This is a genomic window from Streptomyces sp. NPDC090106, from assembly GCF_044747265.1.
Taxonomy (GTDB): Bacteria; Actinomycetota; Actinomycetes; order Streptomycetales; family Streptomycetaceae; genus Streptomyces.
The window spans coordinates 85899-101919 of the sequence record NZ_JBIVDS010000014.1 but is presented as its reverse complement, the minus strand read 5'-3'; the positions used below and the strand labels follow the sequence as shown (position 1 = coordinate 101919).

Sequence of the window (16021 nt, the reverse complement as noted above, 5' to 3'; positions counted from 1 at the left end):
CGTGGGGGGGGGGGGGGGGGGGGGGGGGGTGGGGGGGGGGGGGGGGGGGGGGGGGGGGGGGGGGGGGGGGGGGGGCGCGGGGGGGGGGGGGGGGGGGGCCCCCCCCCCCACCCCGCACACCTCCACCCCCGTACGTCCGCACGTCTCCCCCCTAGGACCACCCATGCGCCTCGACGCCCTGTTCACCAACGGCCGCTTCACCACGCTCGACGCGGACCGTCCCACCGCCCACACCCTCGGGGTCGTCGGGGGCCGTGTCGTCGGCCTGGACGACGAGGTCGCCGGCTGCACCGCCGCGCAGGTCCACGATCTGGGGGGCGCCCCCGTGGTGCCCGGCTTCAACGACGCCCACCAGCACCTGAGCATGCGCGGCCGTCGTCTCCTCCAGCTCGACCTGCACGCCCGGACCGTCCCCAGCCTCGACGCCCTGTACGCCGCGGTGCGTGAACGCGCGGCCCGTCTCGGGCCCGACGAGTGGCTGTTCGGCGCCGGGTACGACCAGAACAAGATCGGCGCCCATCCCACGGCCGAGGCGCTCGACGAGGCGGCGCAGGGCCGTCCCGTATGGCTGGAGCACGTTTCCTGCCACATGGGCGTGGCCAGCACCGCGGCGTTCGCCCGCGCGGGCTTCGCCGGCCGGCGGGGCGTGCCCGATCTCGACGGCGGCAACGTCGAACGGGACGCGGACGGCAGGGCGGTGGGCCTTCTCCAGGAGACCGCGATGCACCTGGTGACCCAGGCCTTCCGGCCCTCCCCCGTGGACTCGATCGTCGCGGCGATCGCGGCCGGCAACGCCCAGGGCGTCACGGAGGGCATCACCAGCCTCACCGAGCCGGGCATCGCCGCCGCCGAGCACGTCGGCCACGGCCCGGCCGACCTGCACGCCTTCCACCGTGCCGTGCAGGAGGGCGTCCTGGACATCCGCACCACGGTCATGCCGTACATGACCGTCCTGCACGACATGGGGGCGGTCGGGGGCGGCGACACCTGGTTCGGGCTCGACCTCGGGCTGCGCAGCGGGTTCGGGGACGACCGGCTGAAGATCGGCGCCACGAAGATCGCCACGGACGGCTCGCTCATCGGCCGCTCGGCGCACATGTGCTGCGGCTACGACGACGAGCCCGACAACGTCGGTTTCCTCCTCTTCGACGAGGGCTGGCTGCACCGCACGATCACCGAGGCGCACCGGTGCGGCTGGCAGATCGCGGCCCACGCCATCGGGGACGCCGCCATCGACGTCGTCCTGGACGCCTTCGAGGCCGCGCAGGCCGCCCACCCGCGGCGGGACGCGCGCCACCGGATCGAGCACTTCGCCGTCGCCTCCGACCAGCAGGTCCGACGTCTCGCGGACAACGGGATCGTCCCGGTGCCGCAGGGGCGGTTCGTGTCCGAGATCGGCGACGGCATGATCGCCGCGCTGGGGCCGGAGCGCGCGCACCACTGCTACCGCATGCGGAGCCTGCTCGACGCCGGGGCCGTCCTGCCCGGCAGCAGCGACGCGCCCGTCGCGCACGGGAGCCCGCTGCTGGGCATCCACGACATGGTCAACCGCCGCACCGCGAAGGGCGCACCGCTGGCCCCGGCCGAGGCGATCACCCCGGAACAGGCCCTCCACGCCTACACCGTGGGCTCCGCCTACGCCGAGCACGCCGAGCACCACAAGGGCCGCCTCGCCCGCGGCATGCTGGCGGACTTCGCCGTCCTCTCCGACGACCTCCTCACCGTCGACCCGGCACGGATCGACACGCTGACGGTGGGCGCGACGGTGATCGGCGGACGGGTGGTCCATGACGCGGGGGCGCTGAGCTGAGACGGGGCGCCCACGCGAGTGGCGGGGCGTTGACGGGGCGTTGAAAGGGCGTTGAAGGGGCGTCGGTGACCGGCTACGGTCGTCGGCGCCCGTCGTCTTCCGTGAAGTCCCGGGCGAGGGGCGGCCGTCAGGATCACACGGGGGTGGGAATGGGAGAACGGGAAGGCGGGCCGACCGCGCAGGAGGCCCGCGAGGCGTGGAGCGCGGAGGCGTACACGGTCCTCGTGGGTGTGGCGGGGACGTACCACGCGGTGATCACCTACGGCGAGCTGGCGGAGGAGATCCAGCGCCGGACCGGCATCCGCACGAGGAAGCTGCTGCAGTACTGGATCGGCGAGGTCCTGGGCCAGGTGGTGCGCGAAGCCCACCGGCGCGGCGATCCGCCCCTGACGGCACTGGTGGTCCACACGGGCGACGGCAAGGTCGGCAGCGGCTACAAGGAAGTCCTGTCGGTCGCCGGGGAGCCGCCGGTGGACGACGAGCTGGAGCGCGAACACCACGCCGCCGCGTCCCGCCTCGCCTGCTACCGCCGCTTCGGGGCGACGATCCCACCCGACGGAGGCACCCCCGCCCTCGCCCCACGCCTCCAGGCAGCGATCACCCGCCGGGAGGGAAAACCGGACAGACCGGTACGCGTCTGCGAGCGCTGCTTCGTGGAACTGCCTGCTACGGGGGTGTGCGGCACCTGCGAGTAGACGAGCTCGGCTGCGCCTGTGCTGGTCTGGTGGTCGGGTGGTCGGGTGGTCGGGTGACGATCGGCCACTGCCGGCGCTAGCGTGCGGCGGTGATCAGCGATGAGGGAGTACGCCTGGGCGCGGACGCCGCGCGCCGCTTGGCGCAGACAGGTCTCTACGCGTTCGAACCCGGTCTGACGGACGCCGAGTTCACGCGCGTCGAGCGCGAATACGGCTTCGAGTTCGCGGACGACCACCGGGCGTTCCTCGCCGCCGGGCTACCGGTCAACGTCCCTCCGGAGGACGGACAGACCTGGTCAAGGCCCTGGCCGGAGTGGCGCGGCGGCGATCTGGACAGCGTGCGCCGACAACTCGCCTGGCCGGTCGAGGGGGTGCTGCTCGATGTCGAGCACAACGGGTTCTGGTACGAGGGCTGGGGTGAACGTCCGGCCGACGGAACGGCCGCGCTGGCCGCGGCGCGGCGGCATCTGGCGGACGTACCGGTACTGGTGCCCGTCTACGCCCACCGCTACCTGCCCGCCGGCCGGGGAAGCTTCGGCCATCCCGTGCTCTCGGTGTGGCAGACCGACATCATCTATTACGGCCTTGACCTGACCGACTACATGCACCAGGAGTTCGACGAGGCACGGGGCGAGACCGACGAGAACTGGAACCCCCAAGCCACGGCCCCCTTCTGGCGAGACCTCCTCTGACGACACCCACACCCTCCGACTCCCTCACGGGCGAGTCCGACGCCCCGGCCCCCACACACACAGAGCCCCCTCCCCGCGGACAAACGCAGGGAGGGGGCTCGATGCAAGGAGGGCTTACTTCTTCTTGCCCTGAGTGTTGTCGGGGATGTTGGGGAGCTGGGTTTTTGCTGGTCAGGGGCGGTGGGCTCGTGCGCCTGGTGGTTTTCGTTGGTCGTCATTGGCCACTGTTGAGCGACGTCGGACGGCCCAGGGGCGGCCCGGCAGGGGATCACGTAAGCGGCCTCAGTCGGCGGATGCAGCCCGCCACTGCGCGGTGATGCACCCCTCTTCCATGTGCCACCACTCCTTGGTCACACCATGGTTGAGCAGTTTCTGCACCTTGGTGAGATCGGCGGTGGGCGGGACGTCCAGGGCGACCATCCGGAACCGTTCTATGCCCTCGCCGCTGACTCCGAGTGCGTGGAACGCGTTGAGCACGCTCTGCCGTGCGGCTCCTGAACCACCGTCACGGAGCACGATGAGGCGGATGGTGCAGTTCTCCGAACGACGAACCACCTCGCCGGCCCATCGCACGCCCTCCTCATCGGGCTCGGTGGCCACGATGTCCCCGTAGGCAATGCCCCGTACGAACCAGGGAGTGTTATCGAGCCGTGCGGTGCCGTCGCCTTGGTCGACCGCCCACAGACTCTCCACGGAGGCCGGCGGCCAGTCGTCCTCGATCTCCATCCGGAAGTGCACCTTCACGTATGGGCCCTCGGGGTTTGTCATGGTGCTCAGGATGCAGAACCCCAACGTGCCAGACGCAAGCGGGTGACCAATGAACTGCCCGGAGCTAGATACGGGGGTTCTTACCTCAGACGACGACAGCCAGCCACGACGGCGAGGCGGCCGACCGAGCACGCGCGCGTATGCCTCGCTGCACCCCCACCGGCCTCAGCCACGCTGCCGCTGCCGTCGACTAGAGCAAGTCGCGACGACGGTCCCGTAACTACGGTGCGTGGGCCCTCAGCTTGGGAAGCTTGGGTTCTACGGGGTCGACAGTCCCCGCTGACCTGCTGCTGAGCGGTGTCATGACCTGGAGGCTGCCTCTGGGGTGTGACCGCTGTTCCCCGTGGTTCCCCGCAGTATCTGGCACGGTTCTGGCACGACACATAACTCTGTGGCCGCAGTGCGGCGTTACGCCTGATGATTGGGGCCATGGATGTTGTCGTTCAGCGGGTGTGCACGTCGTGGACGAAAAAGTCGCGCGGTGGCTCTGAAGCTGCTCGCAGAAAGCCGCCCCAATGGCCTTCTTGCTGCCTCCGGGCATGACTGCTGGTTTCCATGAGGTCGCCATGCGGGAATCCGATCCCTTCGAGCCTCGTACACAGGTGCAGGATCTGTCGGCACCCGGGAAGATCCTCCGCGAGGTCGAGGGGCTGCTGCGCGTGGACCCACCAGAGGTGAGCATGTTTGCCATGCCACGACGCAATCGGCGCCCACCTGCCGTTCATCTGGCTCGTGACCAATGGCCGCAATGGCATATAAACTACCGGTTCGTCGGCCGTTGTGATGGGGCTTGGTCCTGTCGACTGGAGACGTTCAACATCCTCTACGGCTCTGCGATGCCCGACGTGTTCCTAAGTGTGCCGGCACGCCACGTAGACGAGCGGCGGTCCCTGCGCTGAACTCTGCAGCACCAAACCGCAACGGCTCCGGAGGGCGCGTGTGCCTCTCTTGTTGACCCAGGTCAGAAGCAGTAAGGTTACCTTCTTGGCCACGCCGGTCCGCGCATAGGCCGTGCTGAGAGACACTCTCAGGTTCCGCGCATCAAAGGAAGGCCGTTAAGGCGGTCACGAAGATGATCAATAACGAACTCCGGCGCCCCGACGGTGTCCGCGACGGTCGGCAGCGTGTGATGCAGATTGGCGACCGCCTCATCTACTACGGCCAGGACAGGTGCAGGATCAGTGTCCACCGCTTCAGCGAACCGCCGGAAATGATCACGGGTGATCCAACGCATATCCTTCTGCTCGCCGATCGACAGCGTGAGGCCTTGGCGGCGAAACGCACTGTATGCCGTGGCTGAGAGCATGTCGTAAGCGGGTGATAGGCGGGTGGTGTGACCGTCCGCGTAGCGCAAAGACCAGTTCTTTAGGTGTTCATCGTTATTTCCGGCAGCAATACACAGAACGATCCGTCGTACGTATTCATCAAGGTCTTGCGGACAGTTTTCAAGGAGAACTCGAGCAATGGCCTCATGCTGGCCGCGATCTTTGTCGGCGGGAAGCACATCGAATACCTGCGTAAAATCTTCTTGGTGCACGCGTCCACCGTCGGGGGTACGGTCGAAGCGTCGAATAGCGAAAGCTGTGGTTCCACCTTCCAGGTAGTCCTCTTCGACGCCAGTGATGGCGGTGAGTGGCACCAGTCGGTGCTCCGGTACGTCGATGCCAATGGATTTAGCCCAGCTCATGACGAGATGCTCGTTGGCAGGGAGATCCGGGAGTACGGTGCTGGGTAGCTTGACGATCCAATCGCCCAACTCGCCTTTGTGCGGGGGGAGTCGGAACGCAGTGCCATCTTCCTGCATGGAGAATTTTAGTTGCATTCCAGACAGAGAGAAGCCCAGGGTCTCGGTCTGGGTGGCTGTGTGGGCTTCTTCGAGCGCCTCTGACATGTTCTGAGGGAGCTCACCATCAGCCTCTACGACTACTGCGCCAGGAAGATCGTGGCCGAGATAGATAAGCAAGAGAAAGTCGTGGGCTTCTCGGCGGAGGCGCTGGTTGTAAATTCTGCGCAGCGCCGATCCGCGTTCTGGGAGCAGGTTAGCAAACCAGCTTGGTACCCCGGTGACCTGACTGCTCGCGACTTCAGGGTCATACTCGAAGGCTAGACCAAGGATGGGGTGGTCGGGATCCAGATCCTCGTACTGGAAAGCGGATCGTCCATTTTGGAAACTTAGTGTACCGACCTGACGGCTACCGAGTAGAACGCGGGCTCTAGTTGTTTGTGGGGCCATTGAGGTCCTTGGGTGTGTCAGACAGAGTTGGCCTGCGGCCTTCACGGAATCCCCAGCGGGCAAACGATTGGACTCGCTTGCCAATGGTTTCTTGAAGTGTGCGCTCACGTTGCTCGACGAGTTCGAGAAGTCGACCCTCGTCCAGGAGTTGGATCTGGTGTGCGTCGAAGAGGTGGTGATGCAGTGCACTAATATCGCTGCCGGCTAGCTCCAGGAGCCCTTCCCGAAGTATTGCTGCAGGTGCAGGTGGGTGCAGGAGGAAGCAGCCCAGGCTTAGGCGCTGACCGTAACTCTGAGGGACAAACGACGAGAAAACGTCTGCGCCGCTGTCTAGCCACGGAGTCAAGGCTTGTGGTGCTTCTAGAGGGAAACCCGCAGGCACACCCATGGGGTTATTAGCTACGGCCACCGGCCAAGCATGCAGCATTCCAAGAGCGTTGAGGCGGCCGGCCGCCGAGGAAAGGTTGAGTGCCGATAGGTCTGCACGGTAGCGGTGGGCCTCGCGTAGAGGAGCTGACGCGAGCAGACGCTGCGCTTCCTCAAAGGCCGTCGGGGCAACAGGTGCGTATGCCGTCTCGATGGTTTGAGGGCTGCTATCCGCGCGCCACACCCACCGGCGTAGCAGTTCTCTTGCGCGCGGGTCATCGGTGTGGCGGCAGTGGGTGAAGGTGCGAACGAGCACGACGAGTACTTCAGGTTGCGGCAATAGTCGCAAATGGGGGATTCGGGCAGTCTGCCGAATGTAGTCGATGACCCGTCTCAACGCCTGGCGGGCGCGGTGTTCAGCCTTGGTTTGCTCGATAACGGACATACTCTCGTACGCGTACAAGGTCTCCACCCCGGCTGGCGGCAGCTGGCTGCGCCCACTCCTGGCTGCTGCTACGACACAGCTTGCCGCAACCTCGGGGCTCATGCGGCCAAATCCCTGCGTCTCTACGCTATGGGCGATGCCCTGCAGCCCCCTGGGCCGTTCTTTGGGGCGGGACTGGGCGCGTTCGATATCTGTCTTGGTGAGTGACGCTCCGCTTTGATTGAGGCGCTGGAATAGTTCATAACGGTCGTCACCCAGGTTCATCATGACCGTGACTGGGATGCTGTAGTTGATGAGGGTGCTGGAGAGCGTGCGCAGATCTGCTTTTTCTGCTTCGGATAGGAAGGGACGGTCCTCAAGCCACTCCTCTAGCCAGGTTGGATGTACAGCTGCAGATACAGGCAGCATCAGCGGATGCCTGGCGGGCCCGGCTACGAAGCGCTGTCGCTCAAGGTCGTAGCAGACGGCATAGGGTGAGTCATCGCTAGCCCTCCAGGCTCCGATGAGTGTGGATAGCCGCTGCAGACCGTCGATGAGAAGCCAGGCCCTCGAGTCCTCCGATGCGTGAATCGTCGTGCCGCCGATTTCGACATCCTGGGCTGGTGCTGGGGCTTCGTAGACCACCAGTTGCCCTACAGGGAAGCCTCGCGCAAATGAGTCAAACAGTTGTTCGATTTGACTAGGGCCCCAAACCATGGGGCGAGAGAAAAAGGAGGAGCGGAACCGGCCTGCCAGTCCCTGCCGAACAAGGTCTTCCAGTGAGAAGACTAGAACGCGTTGTTGCGTGCCCTTTGCCATCACGACGACTCCTCCTTCCGGGCTTCCAGTACCTACCGATAGTAGAACGCTTGTTTACCCTTCCCTCGGGCAGGCTCGCAGGTCAGATCGCATCCCTCGGTTGCTCATGTAGTTCCTGCTGCTGGCCTGTAGCGTGTCGGGCGAACGCTACTACTACCGATACCCGGGATCTTCTCGCCTGCCATCGCCCCAACTCCCATCCCGTCTGCCGTCGACCCACACTCCGTGGAGCAGGCGCGGTGCGCCCGGTGCCGTGTCTGCTCGGCTCTGCCTGAGTCGACGGCAGACGGGATGGGAGTCCCCCACCTCAGTAACCCACGGGTCGGCGGCCGCCCACGGAGCCCCCTCCACCCCGGAGTTTGAGCGCCCCCGCCGGAGGCGCCGTCTTGAGCCGCACTCGCGTACCGCCTCGGTCGCCTCGGGGGTTCGTCACTTATCAACCCGAGCTGTCAGGCGTGCGGACGGCGGCCGGGCTGGAGCGGGGCGCAGACAGGAGCGCAGGCCCGGGCGACGGGCCGCGCGCCGCGCTGTGCGCGGCGGGTGCCTTGAACCAGTAGAGAAAGTTGTAACTCAGTCGGTCGCGTGGGGCTTGAAGTCGTGTGCGCAGGCTGGGAGTTCAACCCCTTGGCGATGCGCAAGCGGTAGGAAGAGCACTGGCCTGATCGTCCACGTGATGCGCGTCTGGCCCTGCGTGACCGTGACCGCGCAGGGCTCGCACCGTAAGAGGGCCTGCCGGGTGGCGATACGCCCTTCCGAGAGCCACGCCCACGCCACATCCGAAGCATCGGAGTCCAGGGCCGGGGAGATCGTGCGGAGTGTCACCGCAACCCATCTGTCCGCCTGGGAAGCCGAGTAGGCATCGAGGGACGCCCGGAGCGCCGGCACCCCCTCCTCGCTGAGGTCCTGCGTCCAGCACTCGCACCAGTACCCGCGTCGAACCGCTCCGTCCGTCAGCACGGATGTCCTCCCCTGCTTCCAGCCTCGGTGAACAGTTCCGCGGTGATCGTGTGGCCGGCGTCGGTGTCGTGGACCACCACCCGGTGGGCGATGACGCTGACCATGCCCAGCCCTCGCCCGTGCTCCGCCTCCTGGTCCTCGTTCTCGACCTTCGGCGTCGTCCCCGCACCCCCGTCATCCGTCACCGACACCGCGAAGGTCTGGCCGCCTGATGGCCGGGCACATCCAGGACCGCTGGTACAAGGCTGATACCGGCGCAGACGGCAAGGCACGCAAGGTCAAGACCGAGCGCCACGGAACGGGCCTGCGTTACCGCGCTCGCTACGTGGGGCCGGACGGTACGGAGAAGGCGAAGAGCTTTCCGGACCGACAGAAGCGGCTTGCCGAACAGTGGCTCGCACACACCGAAGCGGACATGGCTCGGGGGCAGTACATCGACCCTCGCGCGGCACGGACCACCTTCCAGCAGTACGCCGAGAAGTGGGTCACGCACGCGCCCGACCCGAACACTCAGGCGTCCATGGAGTCGCAGCTTCGGCTGCACGCGTATCCGTACCTGGGTACGCGGCCTCTCGGCTCCTTCCAGCCCGCGCATATCCGTGACTGGCTGAGGCAGCTCAAGGAGAACGGCGTCCATGGGGCGTATGCCCGGACGATCTACTCCAACGTGCGCGCGGCGCTGAGTGCGGCCGTGGACGACGGGCACCTTCCCCGGAATCCGTGCGCTGCTCGCTCCGTTCGGCCGCCCACGGTGGACGACAGGCGGGTGAGCCCGTGGACGCCGGAACGTGTCTTCTCCGTCCGGGCCGGCATGCCCGAGCGCTTCCGGGCCATGGTCGACCTGGGTGCTGGTTGCGGGCTTCGACAGGGCGAGATTCTCGGCGTCGCGGTCGACGCGATCGACTTCGACGCGGGCACGCTGCACGTGGTCCAGCAACTGAAGCTGAGCCGGAGCAAGGCGGTGTTCGCCCCGCCGAAGGGCGGCAAACTCCGGGACGTGCCGCTTCCGGGGCCGGTCGCCGATGCGCTTCGGCTGCACTTGCAGCGGTTCCCGCCGGTGGAGATCACCTTGCCGTGGAAGGTGGCCGACGGGCCTCCGGTGACCAAGCGGTTGATCTTCACCGGGCCTCGGGGTGGGCATGTCTGGCGGACGTCGCTGAACGAGGAGGCGTGGAAGCGGGCGCTGGCCTCGGCGGGGGTGATCCCCGAGCGCAAGCGGGGTGAGTCGTACGCCGAGTCCCGGGAGAACGGCATGCATGCGCTCCGCCACTTCTACGCGTCGGTGCTCCTGGACGCCGGGGAGAACGTCAAGGCCCTCGCCGAGTACCTCGGCCACTCGGACCCGGGCCTGACGCTCCGGGTGTACGCGCACCTGATGCCGTCGAGTCTGGAGCGCACGCGCAAGGCCGTGGCATCCGTCTTCGCTCGCCGGTGACGAGCAGCGGGGTAACGATCAGGGATGTGTCTCCCTAGATAGCCACCGCGAACAGTTCAACTACGACGACGTTCTCGGAAGAGAAGAGAGATCTAGCTTCCCTCACAGGCTCACAAAGTTGATTGGATTAGCAGCTCGTGAGAGATTGGTATGCAAGCTCTAGAAGCATCTAGTTAGATTGAGATAGCTCGCGAAGGTTCTAGGAGACTCTAGAACGACCGAGGGCCCAGATCCGGTGGCACCCAGATCCAGGCCCTCTAGCAGTCAACGAGCCCGGTCGCCCAAGCGTAGACCGGGCTCGCTGCATGCGCAGCACCCGATCCCGACCGTTCTCGCGCGTGAGTCGCTCATCGAGCGAACTGCATCACGCTGGTAGCAATGGTCGCCAGTAGGTCGGCCCCCGCAAGCCAGACCTGCCACTTCTCGGCACCGGTCCACCTGCGAGGCTTGTCCTTCTCAAGACTCACCTCTACCACCTCCCTTCTCCTCCAGCCGACCCGCATGCCGGGCCGGGGCCTTGGAACTCACGTGCGCCCACACGGAGTTCAAGGGAGGTTCAGGTAAGGCGGGCTAAGCATACCGGTAGCACCGACAACCATTGGGGTACGCAGCACACCTCTGGAAGCGGCCCACATATCGCTGACGGCCCAGGGACGGCCCAGCCTCACCAAAAAGCCCCCGCCCCGCGAGAAACTCGCAGGTCGGGGGCTGATCGGCGTCGCGTTACTTCTTCTTGCCCTGGTTCTTGACCGCCTCGATCGCCGCCGCTGCCGCGTCCGGGTCGAGGTAGGTGCCGCCCGGGGTGAGGGGCTTGAACTCGGCGTCGAGTTCGTAGGCGAGGGGGATGCCGGTGGGGATGTTGAGGCCGGCGATGTCGGCGTCGGAGATGCCGTCGAGGTGCTTGACCAAGGCGCGCAGGCTGTTGCCGTGGGCGGCGACGAGGACCGTGCGGCCGGTGAGGAGGTCGGGGACGATGCCGTCGAACCAGTACGGCAGCATGCGGACGACGACGTCCTTCAGGCACTCCGTGCGGGGGCGCAGCTCAGGCGGCAGGGTCGCGTAGCGCGGGTCGTCGAACTGGGAGTACTCGGCGTCGCGGTCCAGCGGCGGCGGCGGGGTGTCGTAGGAGCGGCGCCAGAGCATGAACTGCTCCTCGCCGAACTCGGCCAGGGTCTGGGCCTTGTCCTTGCCCTGGAGAGCGCCGTAGTGGCGCTCGTTGAGGCGCCAGCTGCGGTGGACGGGGATCCAGTGGCGGTCGGCGGCCTCCAGCGCGAGCTGGGCCGTGCGGATCGCCCGCTTCTGGAGCGAGGTGTGGACCACGTCGGGGAGAAGACCGGCGTCCTTCAGGAGCTCACCGCCGCGGACCGCCTCCTTCTCGCCCTTCTCGTTGAGGTTGACGTCCACCCAACCGGTGAACAGGTTCTTCGCGTTCCATTCGCTCTCGCCGTGGCGGAGGAGGATCAGCTTGTACGGTGCGTCGGCCATGCCCCTGAGCGTAATCCAAGGGGCCATGGGGCGCCGCGCCCGTTCGGTGGCCGGGACAGAGGCCTGCGCAGGGCCAGGACAGGCCTCGGGACTGTTGACCGGATCTGTTAATTGAGTGGTCCACCGGGACCCCCTCGCCGTAAGTTCTGCCTGCCCCCCGAGCCACTTACGCACGTACAGTCGAGGAACCCGCCATGCCGCTCGCCACCGTCCGACGCGCCGCGCGGGAAACCGTCTCCGGCCTGCCCAGAGAGTTCTGGTGGCTGTGGACCAGCACCCTCGTGAACCGGCTCGGCGCGTTCGTCGCCACCTTCATGGCGCTGTACCTGACCCTGGACCGCGGCTACTCCGCCGCCTACGCCGGTCTCGTCGCCTCGCTGCACGGTCTCGGCGGGGTCGTCTCCTCGCTGGGGGCCGGGGTGATGACCGACCGGCTCGGGCGGCGGCCCACGCTGCTCGTCGCGCAGGCGTCCACCGCGGCGGCCGTCGCGCTGCTCGGGTTCATGCACCACCCCGTCGCCATCGCCGCCGTCGCGTTCCTGGTCGGCATGGCGTCCAACGCGTCCCGGCCCGCCGTGCAGGCGATGATGGCGGACATCGTGCGCCCCGAGGACCGGGTGCGGGCCTTCTCGCTCAACTACTGGGCCATCAACCTCGGCTTCGCCGTCTCCTCGATGGCGGCCGGGTTCATCGCCGAGTACAGCTACCTCGCCGGGTTCCTGATCGAGGCCGGGATGACGGCCGTGTGCGCCGTCGTCGTCTTCCTCAAGCTGCCCGAGTCCCGGCCCGTAGCCCTGGACACCGGAGCCGAGAAGGTTCCGGACGTCGGGCTCGGCACCGTGCTGCGCGACCGGCGGTTCATGGGTGTCGTCACCCTCTCCTTCCTCGTCGCGCTCGTCTTCCAGCAGGGGTCCGTCGGTCTGCCCGTCGCGATGGGCTCGGCCGGGTTCACGCCCGCCGACTACGGCATGGCCATCGCCGTGAACGGCGTCCTGATCGTCGTGCTCCAGATCCCCGTCACCCGGTTCATCCAGCACCGCGACCCGAAGCGGCTGCTCGTCGTCTCCTCGCTCCTCGCCGGGTACGGCTTCGGGCTCACCGCGTTCGCCGGGTCGGTCGGCGTCTTCGCGCTCACCGTCTGCGTGTGGACGCTCGCCGAGATCGTCAACGCCCCCACCCAGACCGGTCTCGTCGTACAGCTCTCCCCGGTGCACGGACGCGGGCGCTACCAGGGCATGTACACGCTCTCCTGGGCCGTCGCCTCGCTCGTCGCGCCGCTGATGTCCGGCCTCGTCATCGACCACTACGGCGCCGAATGGCTGTGGGGACTGTGCGCGCTCGTCGGCACGGTCGCGGGACTCGGTTACGCCCTGCTCATGCGCAGCCTGCCCGACGAGGAGGCCGTCTCCGCCGAGACCGTGTCCGCCGAAGCCGTCTCCGCCAAGGCCCTCGCCGCCGAAGCCGTCTCCACCGAGGCCCTCTCCGCCGAGAACGTCCCCGCGCCGCAGGCCCCCCTCGCGCCCCGGCCCGAGGTCAGCGCCGGCTGACGCCCGCGTCAGCGCCGACAGCCCCCCGCTGTCCTCCCTGTTTTCCGCCACGTCCCGCCGCGAGCCGCACACGGACGGTATACAGGGAGGAGCGGGGGGCCGCCGGGGCCGCTGGGGTGGGAGACGGGCATGTCCGACAATGCCGAGCTGATCTTCATCAGTCACGCCGGTCCTGACAAGGAGTGGGCGGAGTGGGTGGCGTGGCATCTCCAGGAGGCCGGTTTCGAGGTCGTCCTCGACCGGTGGCACTGGCGTGCCGGTGACGACTTCGTACAGAAGATGAGTGAGTCCCTCGACAAGGCATCCGCCGTCGTAGCCGTCTTCTCGCCGCACTACTTCGCACCAGGACGGTTCACCGAGGAGGAGTGGTCCGCAGCCCTCGCCCGTCGAGGCCGTCTCGTTCCTCTCGTGGTCGAGCCGCTGACGACGGGTCTGCTTCCGGCGATCCTCGCGCCGCGCCTGCGCAAGGACCTGCACGGCCTGAGCGAGTCCGACGCCCTCACCGCGCTGCTGGAAGCGGTCCGCGGGCCCTCGTTGCCGACCCGCCCGCCCGCTTTCCCCGGCGCGGCGACCGTGCCCACGCCCGCGCCCGCCCCGCACGGCCCGCAACCCCCCTTCCCGGCCGCCGCTCCCAGACACCGCCCCGCCGTCTGGGACGTACGCGGCCGACGACGCAATCCGCATTTCACCGGGCGCGATGGCGTCATCGACGAACTCCACACCAAGCTGCTCGCCGAACGCCACGCCGCCGTCCAGGCCGTGCGCGGCACCGGCGGCATCGGCAAAACGCTCGTGGCGCTGGAGTACGCCTACCGGTACGCCGACGAGTACGACCTCGTCTGGTGGGTCGACGCCGAGCAGAGCGAGCAGGTCGCGACGCGCTACGCGGAACTCGCGGAGCGGGTGGGCGTGGCCAAGCCGGAGGCGGGGGTCGAGGTCAACGCCCGGTACGCCAAGGAACACCTCCGTACCGTGGGCCGCTGGCTGATCGTCCTCGACAACGCCGAGGATCCGGACCAGTTGGCGGCCTGGCTGCCCGAGGACGCCGGCGGCGGCCACGTGCTGATCACCACCCGCAACGCGGCCTGGAGCCGTGTGGTGCAGGGGGTGTCGCTGGGCGTCTTCAGCCGCGGCGAGTCCGTCGCCTATCTGAAGGGGCAGCTGCCGACCCTGACCGACGAGGACGCGGACGCCTTGGCGGACGCGCTCGGCGATCTGCCGCTCGCCCTCGCCCAGGCCGCCGGGGCGATGAGCCAGGGCATCCCGGCCGACCGGTACCTACGGCTGCTCGCCACGAACACCGCCCGGCTCCTCGGCCACAGCGCCCCGCACGACTATCCCGCGTCCCTCGCCGCCACCGTCACCATCGCCGCCAGACGCCTCGACGCCGATCACCCGGAGGCCGCGGCTCTGCTCCGCCTCGCGGCGTTCCTCGGCCCCGAGCCGATCCCGACCAGCTGGCTGGAGACCGCCCACCCCGACCTGACCACCATTCCCGGCGCCCCGGACGACTTCCTCTGGCCGGGCAGCGCCCTCACCCCGCTCGCCCGGTACGGGCTGGCGGTGGTGAGACCGGACGCCTTTCAGGTGCACCGGCTCACTCAGGCGGTCGTACGGCAGCAGGACGACGGCGCCCCGGACGCCACAGTGGAAGACGTGGCGTCGCTGCTGGCGACGGTCCATCCGGGAGATCCGGAGTCACCGGGGAACTGGGCGGGGTGGGCCACGCTCAGCCCTCACCTGGCGGCGGCACTGCCGGTGCTGCGCGACCGGGCCGCACTGCGAGGCGTCCTGCTGGACTCGGCGCACTATCTCGTACGCAGCGCACAGTCGCAGACTGCCCGCGTACTCGCCGAGCACCTGTACGAGACATGGTCCTCGACTCTGGGAAAGGACGACCCCGACACCCTGCGCGCGGCGCACATGGTGACCTGGGCGCTGGACGGACTGAGTGCGCACGCGGAGGCTCTGCCGCTGGTGGAGGATGTGCTGGAGCGGCGTCGGCGGGTGCTGGGCGAGAATCACGACGAGACCCTGTCCTCGGCCAACGACCTCGCTGTCACGCTGGCCGTCCTGGGCAGGATGGACACCTCGCACGCCATGTTCCAGGACATTCACACCCGGCGCCGGAATCTGCTGGGGGACGACCATCCCGAGACGCTCAGATCCGCCCAGCGTCTGGCGACCAGCCACGGGACACGGGGCAGATGGCGGGAATCGCTCCGCATCCTCACCCGCGTCGTGGAGCGGCAGCGGTCCCTGCTAGGCGACGACCATCCTCACACCCTCCAGAGCCGTCACAGCATGGGGAACTCCCTGCAACAGCTGACCCGGTTCGACGAGGCCCAGCCGGTCATCGTCGACACCTTGGAGCGGATGCGGCATCTCCTCGGGGAGGACCATCCGGACACCATCGACGTCGCGGACACCCTGTGTCTCGTCCTGCTCGGCCACGGCCGCCGCGCCGAGGCCGAACAGCTCGCCGTGGAGACGGGACGGCGGGCGCTCCGGGTGCTGGGGGCGAACCACCACCACACCCTCAACACGGCCGACACACTGAGCCGCGTCCTGCTCTCACTCGGCCGGCACGCCGAGGCCGAACAACTCTCCCGAGACACCCGGCAACGCGTACGCACCGCGCTGGGAGAGGCGCACGCACTCTATTGGCAGACCACGAACACCCTCTCCAAGGTGCTCGAAGCCCGCGGCAGAAAGTTCGAAGCCCAGAAGCTGAGAGCCTCCCTCCGGCGGAAGCGCGACCCCGGGCCCCGGCCTCGCTGACCCTCACGA

11 protein-coding genes and 1 pseudogene are annotated in these 16021 nt (G+C 67.9%); 6 read left to right on the top strand and 6 right to left on the bottom strand.

What is annotated here, in order from left to right:
- Positions 1-163: 163 nt before the first annotated feature.
- From ACIPSE_RS36560 to ACIPSE_RS36550, 3 genes are all read left to right on the top strand, one after another.
- Positions 164-1810: an amidohydrolase gene (locus ACIPSE_RS36560; RefSeq protein ID WP_401671541.1), complete on the top strand. Its 1647-nt coding sequence runs from the start codon at positions 164-166 to the stop codon at positions 1808-1810.
- A 149-nt stretch (positions 1811-1959) separates the two neighbouring features.
- Complete coding sequence (locus ACIPSE_RS36555; protein WP_401671539.1) at positions 1960-2505, top strand: hypothetical protein; 546 nt, start codon at positions 1960-1962, stop codon at positions 2503-2505.
- Between the two features lie 89 nt (positions 2506-2594).
- Positions 2595-3197 (top strand): hypothetical protein, encoded by a 603-nt coding sequence (locus ACIPSE_RS36550; RefSeq protein ID WP_401671536.1) that lies wholly within the window; start codon positions 2595-2597, stop codon positions 3195-3197.
- A 282-nt stretch (positions 3198-3479) separates the two neighbouring features.
- On the opposite strand, the gene ACIPSE_RS36545 is transcribed toward ACIPSE_RS36550, so the two are convergent.
- From ACIPSE_RS36545 to ACIPSE_RS36525, 5 genes and pseudogenes are all read right to left on the bottom strand, one after another.
- On the bottom strand, positions 3480-3965 hold the full coding sequence (locus tag ACIPSE_RS36545; protein WP_401671533.1) for a DUF4265 domain-containing protein: 486 nt from the start codon (positions 3963-3965) through the stop codon (positions 3480-3482).
- A gap of 1027 nt (positions 3966-4992) precedes the next feature.
- Complete coding sequence (locus tag ACIPSE_RS36540; RefSeq protein ID WP_401671530.1) at positions 4993-6198, bottom strand: type II toxin-antitoxin system HipA family toxin; 1206 nt, start codon at positions 6196-6198, stop codon at positions 4993-4995.
- The gene (locus ACIPSE_RS36535; protein WP_401671528.1) at positions 6179-7807 is read right to left on the bottom strand and encodes a DUF262 domain-containing protein; all 1629 of its coding nucleotides are present in this window, start codon (positions 7805-7807) and stop codon (positions 6179-6181) included. The genes ACIPSE_RS36540 and ACIPSE_RS36535 overlap by 20 nt, the downstream gene beginning before the upstream one ends.
- 570 nt (positions 7808-8377) lie before the next feature.
- Positions 8378-8764, bottom strand: coding sequence for a hypothetical protein (locus ACIPSE_RS36530; RefSeq protein ID WP_401671526.1), 387 nt, complete (start codon positions 8762-8764; stop codon positions 8378-8380).
- Positions 8758-8967, bottom strand: a pseudogene (locus ACIPSE_RS36525) (ATP-binding protein); the annotation flags it as partial. The pseudogene ACIPSE_RS36525 and the gene ACIPSE_RS36530, both read right to left, overlap by 7 nt.
- 8 nt (positions 8968-8975) lie before the next feature.
- On the opposite strand from ACIPSE_RS36525, the gene ACIPSE_RS36520 reads away from it, so the two are divergent.
- Positions 8976-10199, top strand: coding sequence for a tyrosine-type recombinase/integrase (locus ACIPSE_RS36520; RefSeq protein WP_401671523.1), 1224 nt, complete (start codon positions 8976-8978; stop codon positions 10197-10199).
- Positions 10200-10922: 723 nt separating this feature from the next.
- Here ACIPSE_RS36520 and ACIPSE_RS36515 read toward each other — a convergent pair.
- Positions 10923-11684, bottom strand: a complete 762-nt coding sequence (locus ACIPSE_RS36515) for a phosphoglyceromutase (protein WP_401671521.1) — start codon at positions 11682-11684, stop codon at positions 10923-10925.
- A 194-nt stretch (positions 11685-11878) separates the two neighbouring features.
- Between ACIPSE_RS36515 and ACIPSE_RS36510 the strand changes: the two genes are divergently transcribed.
- Positions 11879-13231 carry an MDR family MFS transporter gene (locus tag ACIPSE_RS36510; protein ID WP_401671519.1) on the top strand — a complete coding sequence of 451 codons (1353 nt, stop codon included), beginning with the start codon at positions 11879-11881 and terminating at the stop codon, positions 13229-13231.
- Positions 13232-13360: 129 nt separating this feature from the next.
- Positions 13361-16012, top strand: a complete 2652-nt coding sequence (fxsT, locus tag ACIPSE_RS36505; protein WP_401671517.1) for an FxSxx-COOH system tetratricopeptide repeat protein — start codon at positions 13361-13363, stop codon at positions 16010-16012.
- The last annotated feature ends 9 nt before the right edge of the window (positions 16013-16021 follow it).

Coding starts and splice junctions, on each gene's coding strand:
- ACIPSE_RS36520 (WP_401671523.1), top strand. CDS start 8,976: ATGGCCGGGCACATCCAGGACCGCTGGTACAAGGCTGATACCGGCGCA.
- ACIPSE_RS36560 (WP_401671541.1), top strand. CDS start 164: ATGCGCCTCGACGCCCTGTTCACCAACGGCCGCTTCACCACGCTCGAC.
- ACIPSE_RS36535 (WP_401671528.1), bottom strand. CDS start 7,807: ATGGCAAAGGGCACGCAACAACGCGTTCTAGTCTTCTCACTGGAAGAC.
- ACIPSE_RS36510 (WP_401671519.1), top strand. CDS start 11,879: ATGCCGCTCGCCACCGTCCGACGCGCCGCGCGGGAAACCGTCTCCGGC.
- ACIPSE_RS36545 (WP_401671533.1), bottom strand. CDS start 3,965: ATGACAAACCCCGAGGGCCCATACGTGAAGGTGCACTTCCGGATGGAG.
- ACIPSE_RS36555 (WP_401671539.1), top strand. CDS start 1,960: ATGGGAGAACGGGAAGGCGGGCCGACCGCGCAGGAGGCCCGCGAGGCG.
- fxsT (WP_401671517.1), top strand. CDS start 13,361: ATGTCCGACAATGCCGAGCTGATCTTCATCAGTCACGCCGGTCCTGAC.
- ACIPSE_RS36540 (WP_401671530.1), bottom strand. CDS start 6,198: ATGGCCCCACAAACAACTAGAGCCCGCGTTCTACTCGGTAGCCGTCAG.
- ACIPSE_RS36515 (WP_401671521.1), bottom strand. CDS start 11,684: ATGGCCGACGCACCGTACAAGCTGATCCTCCTCCGCCACGGCGAGAGC.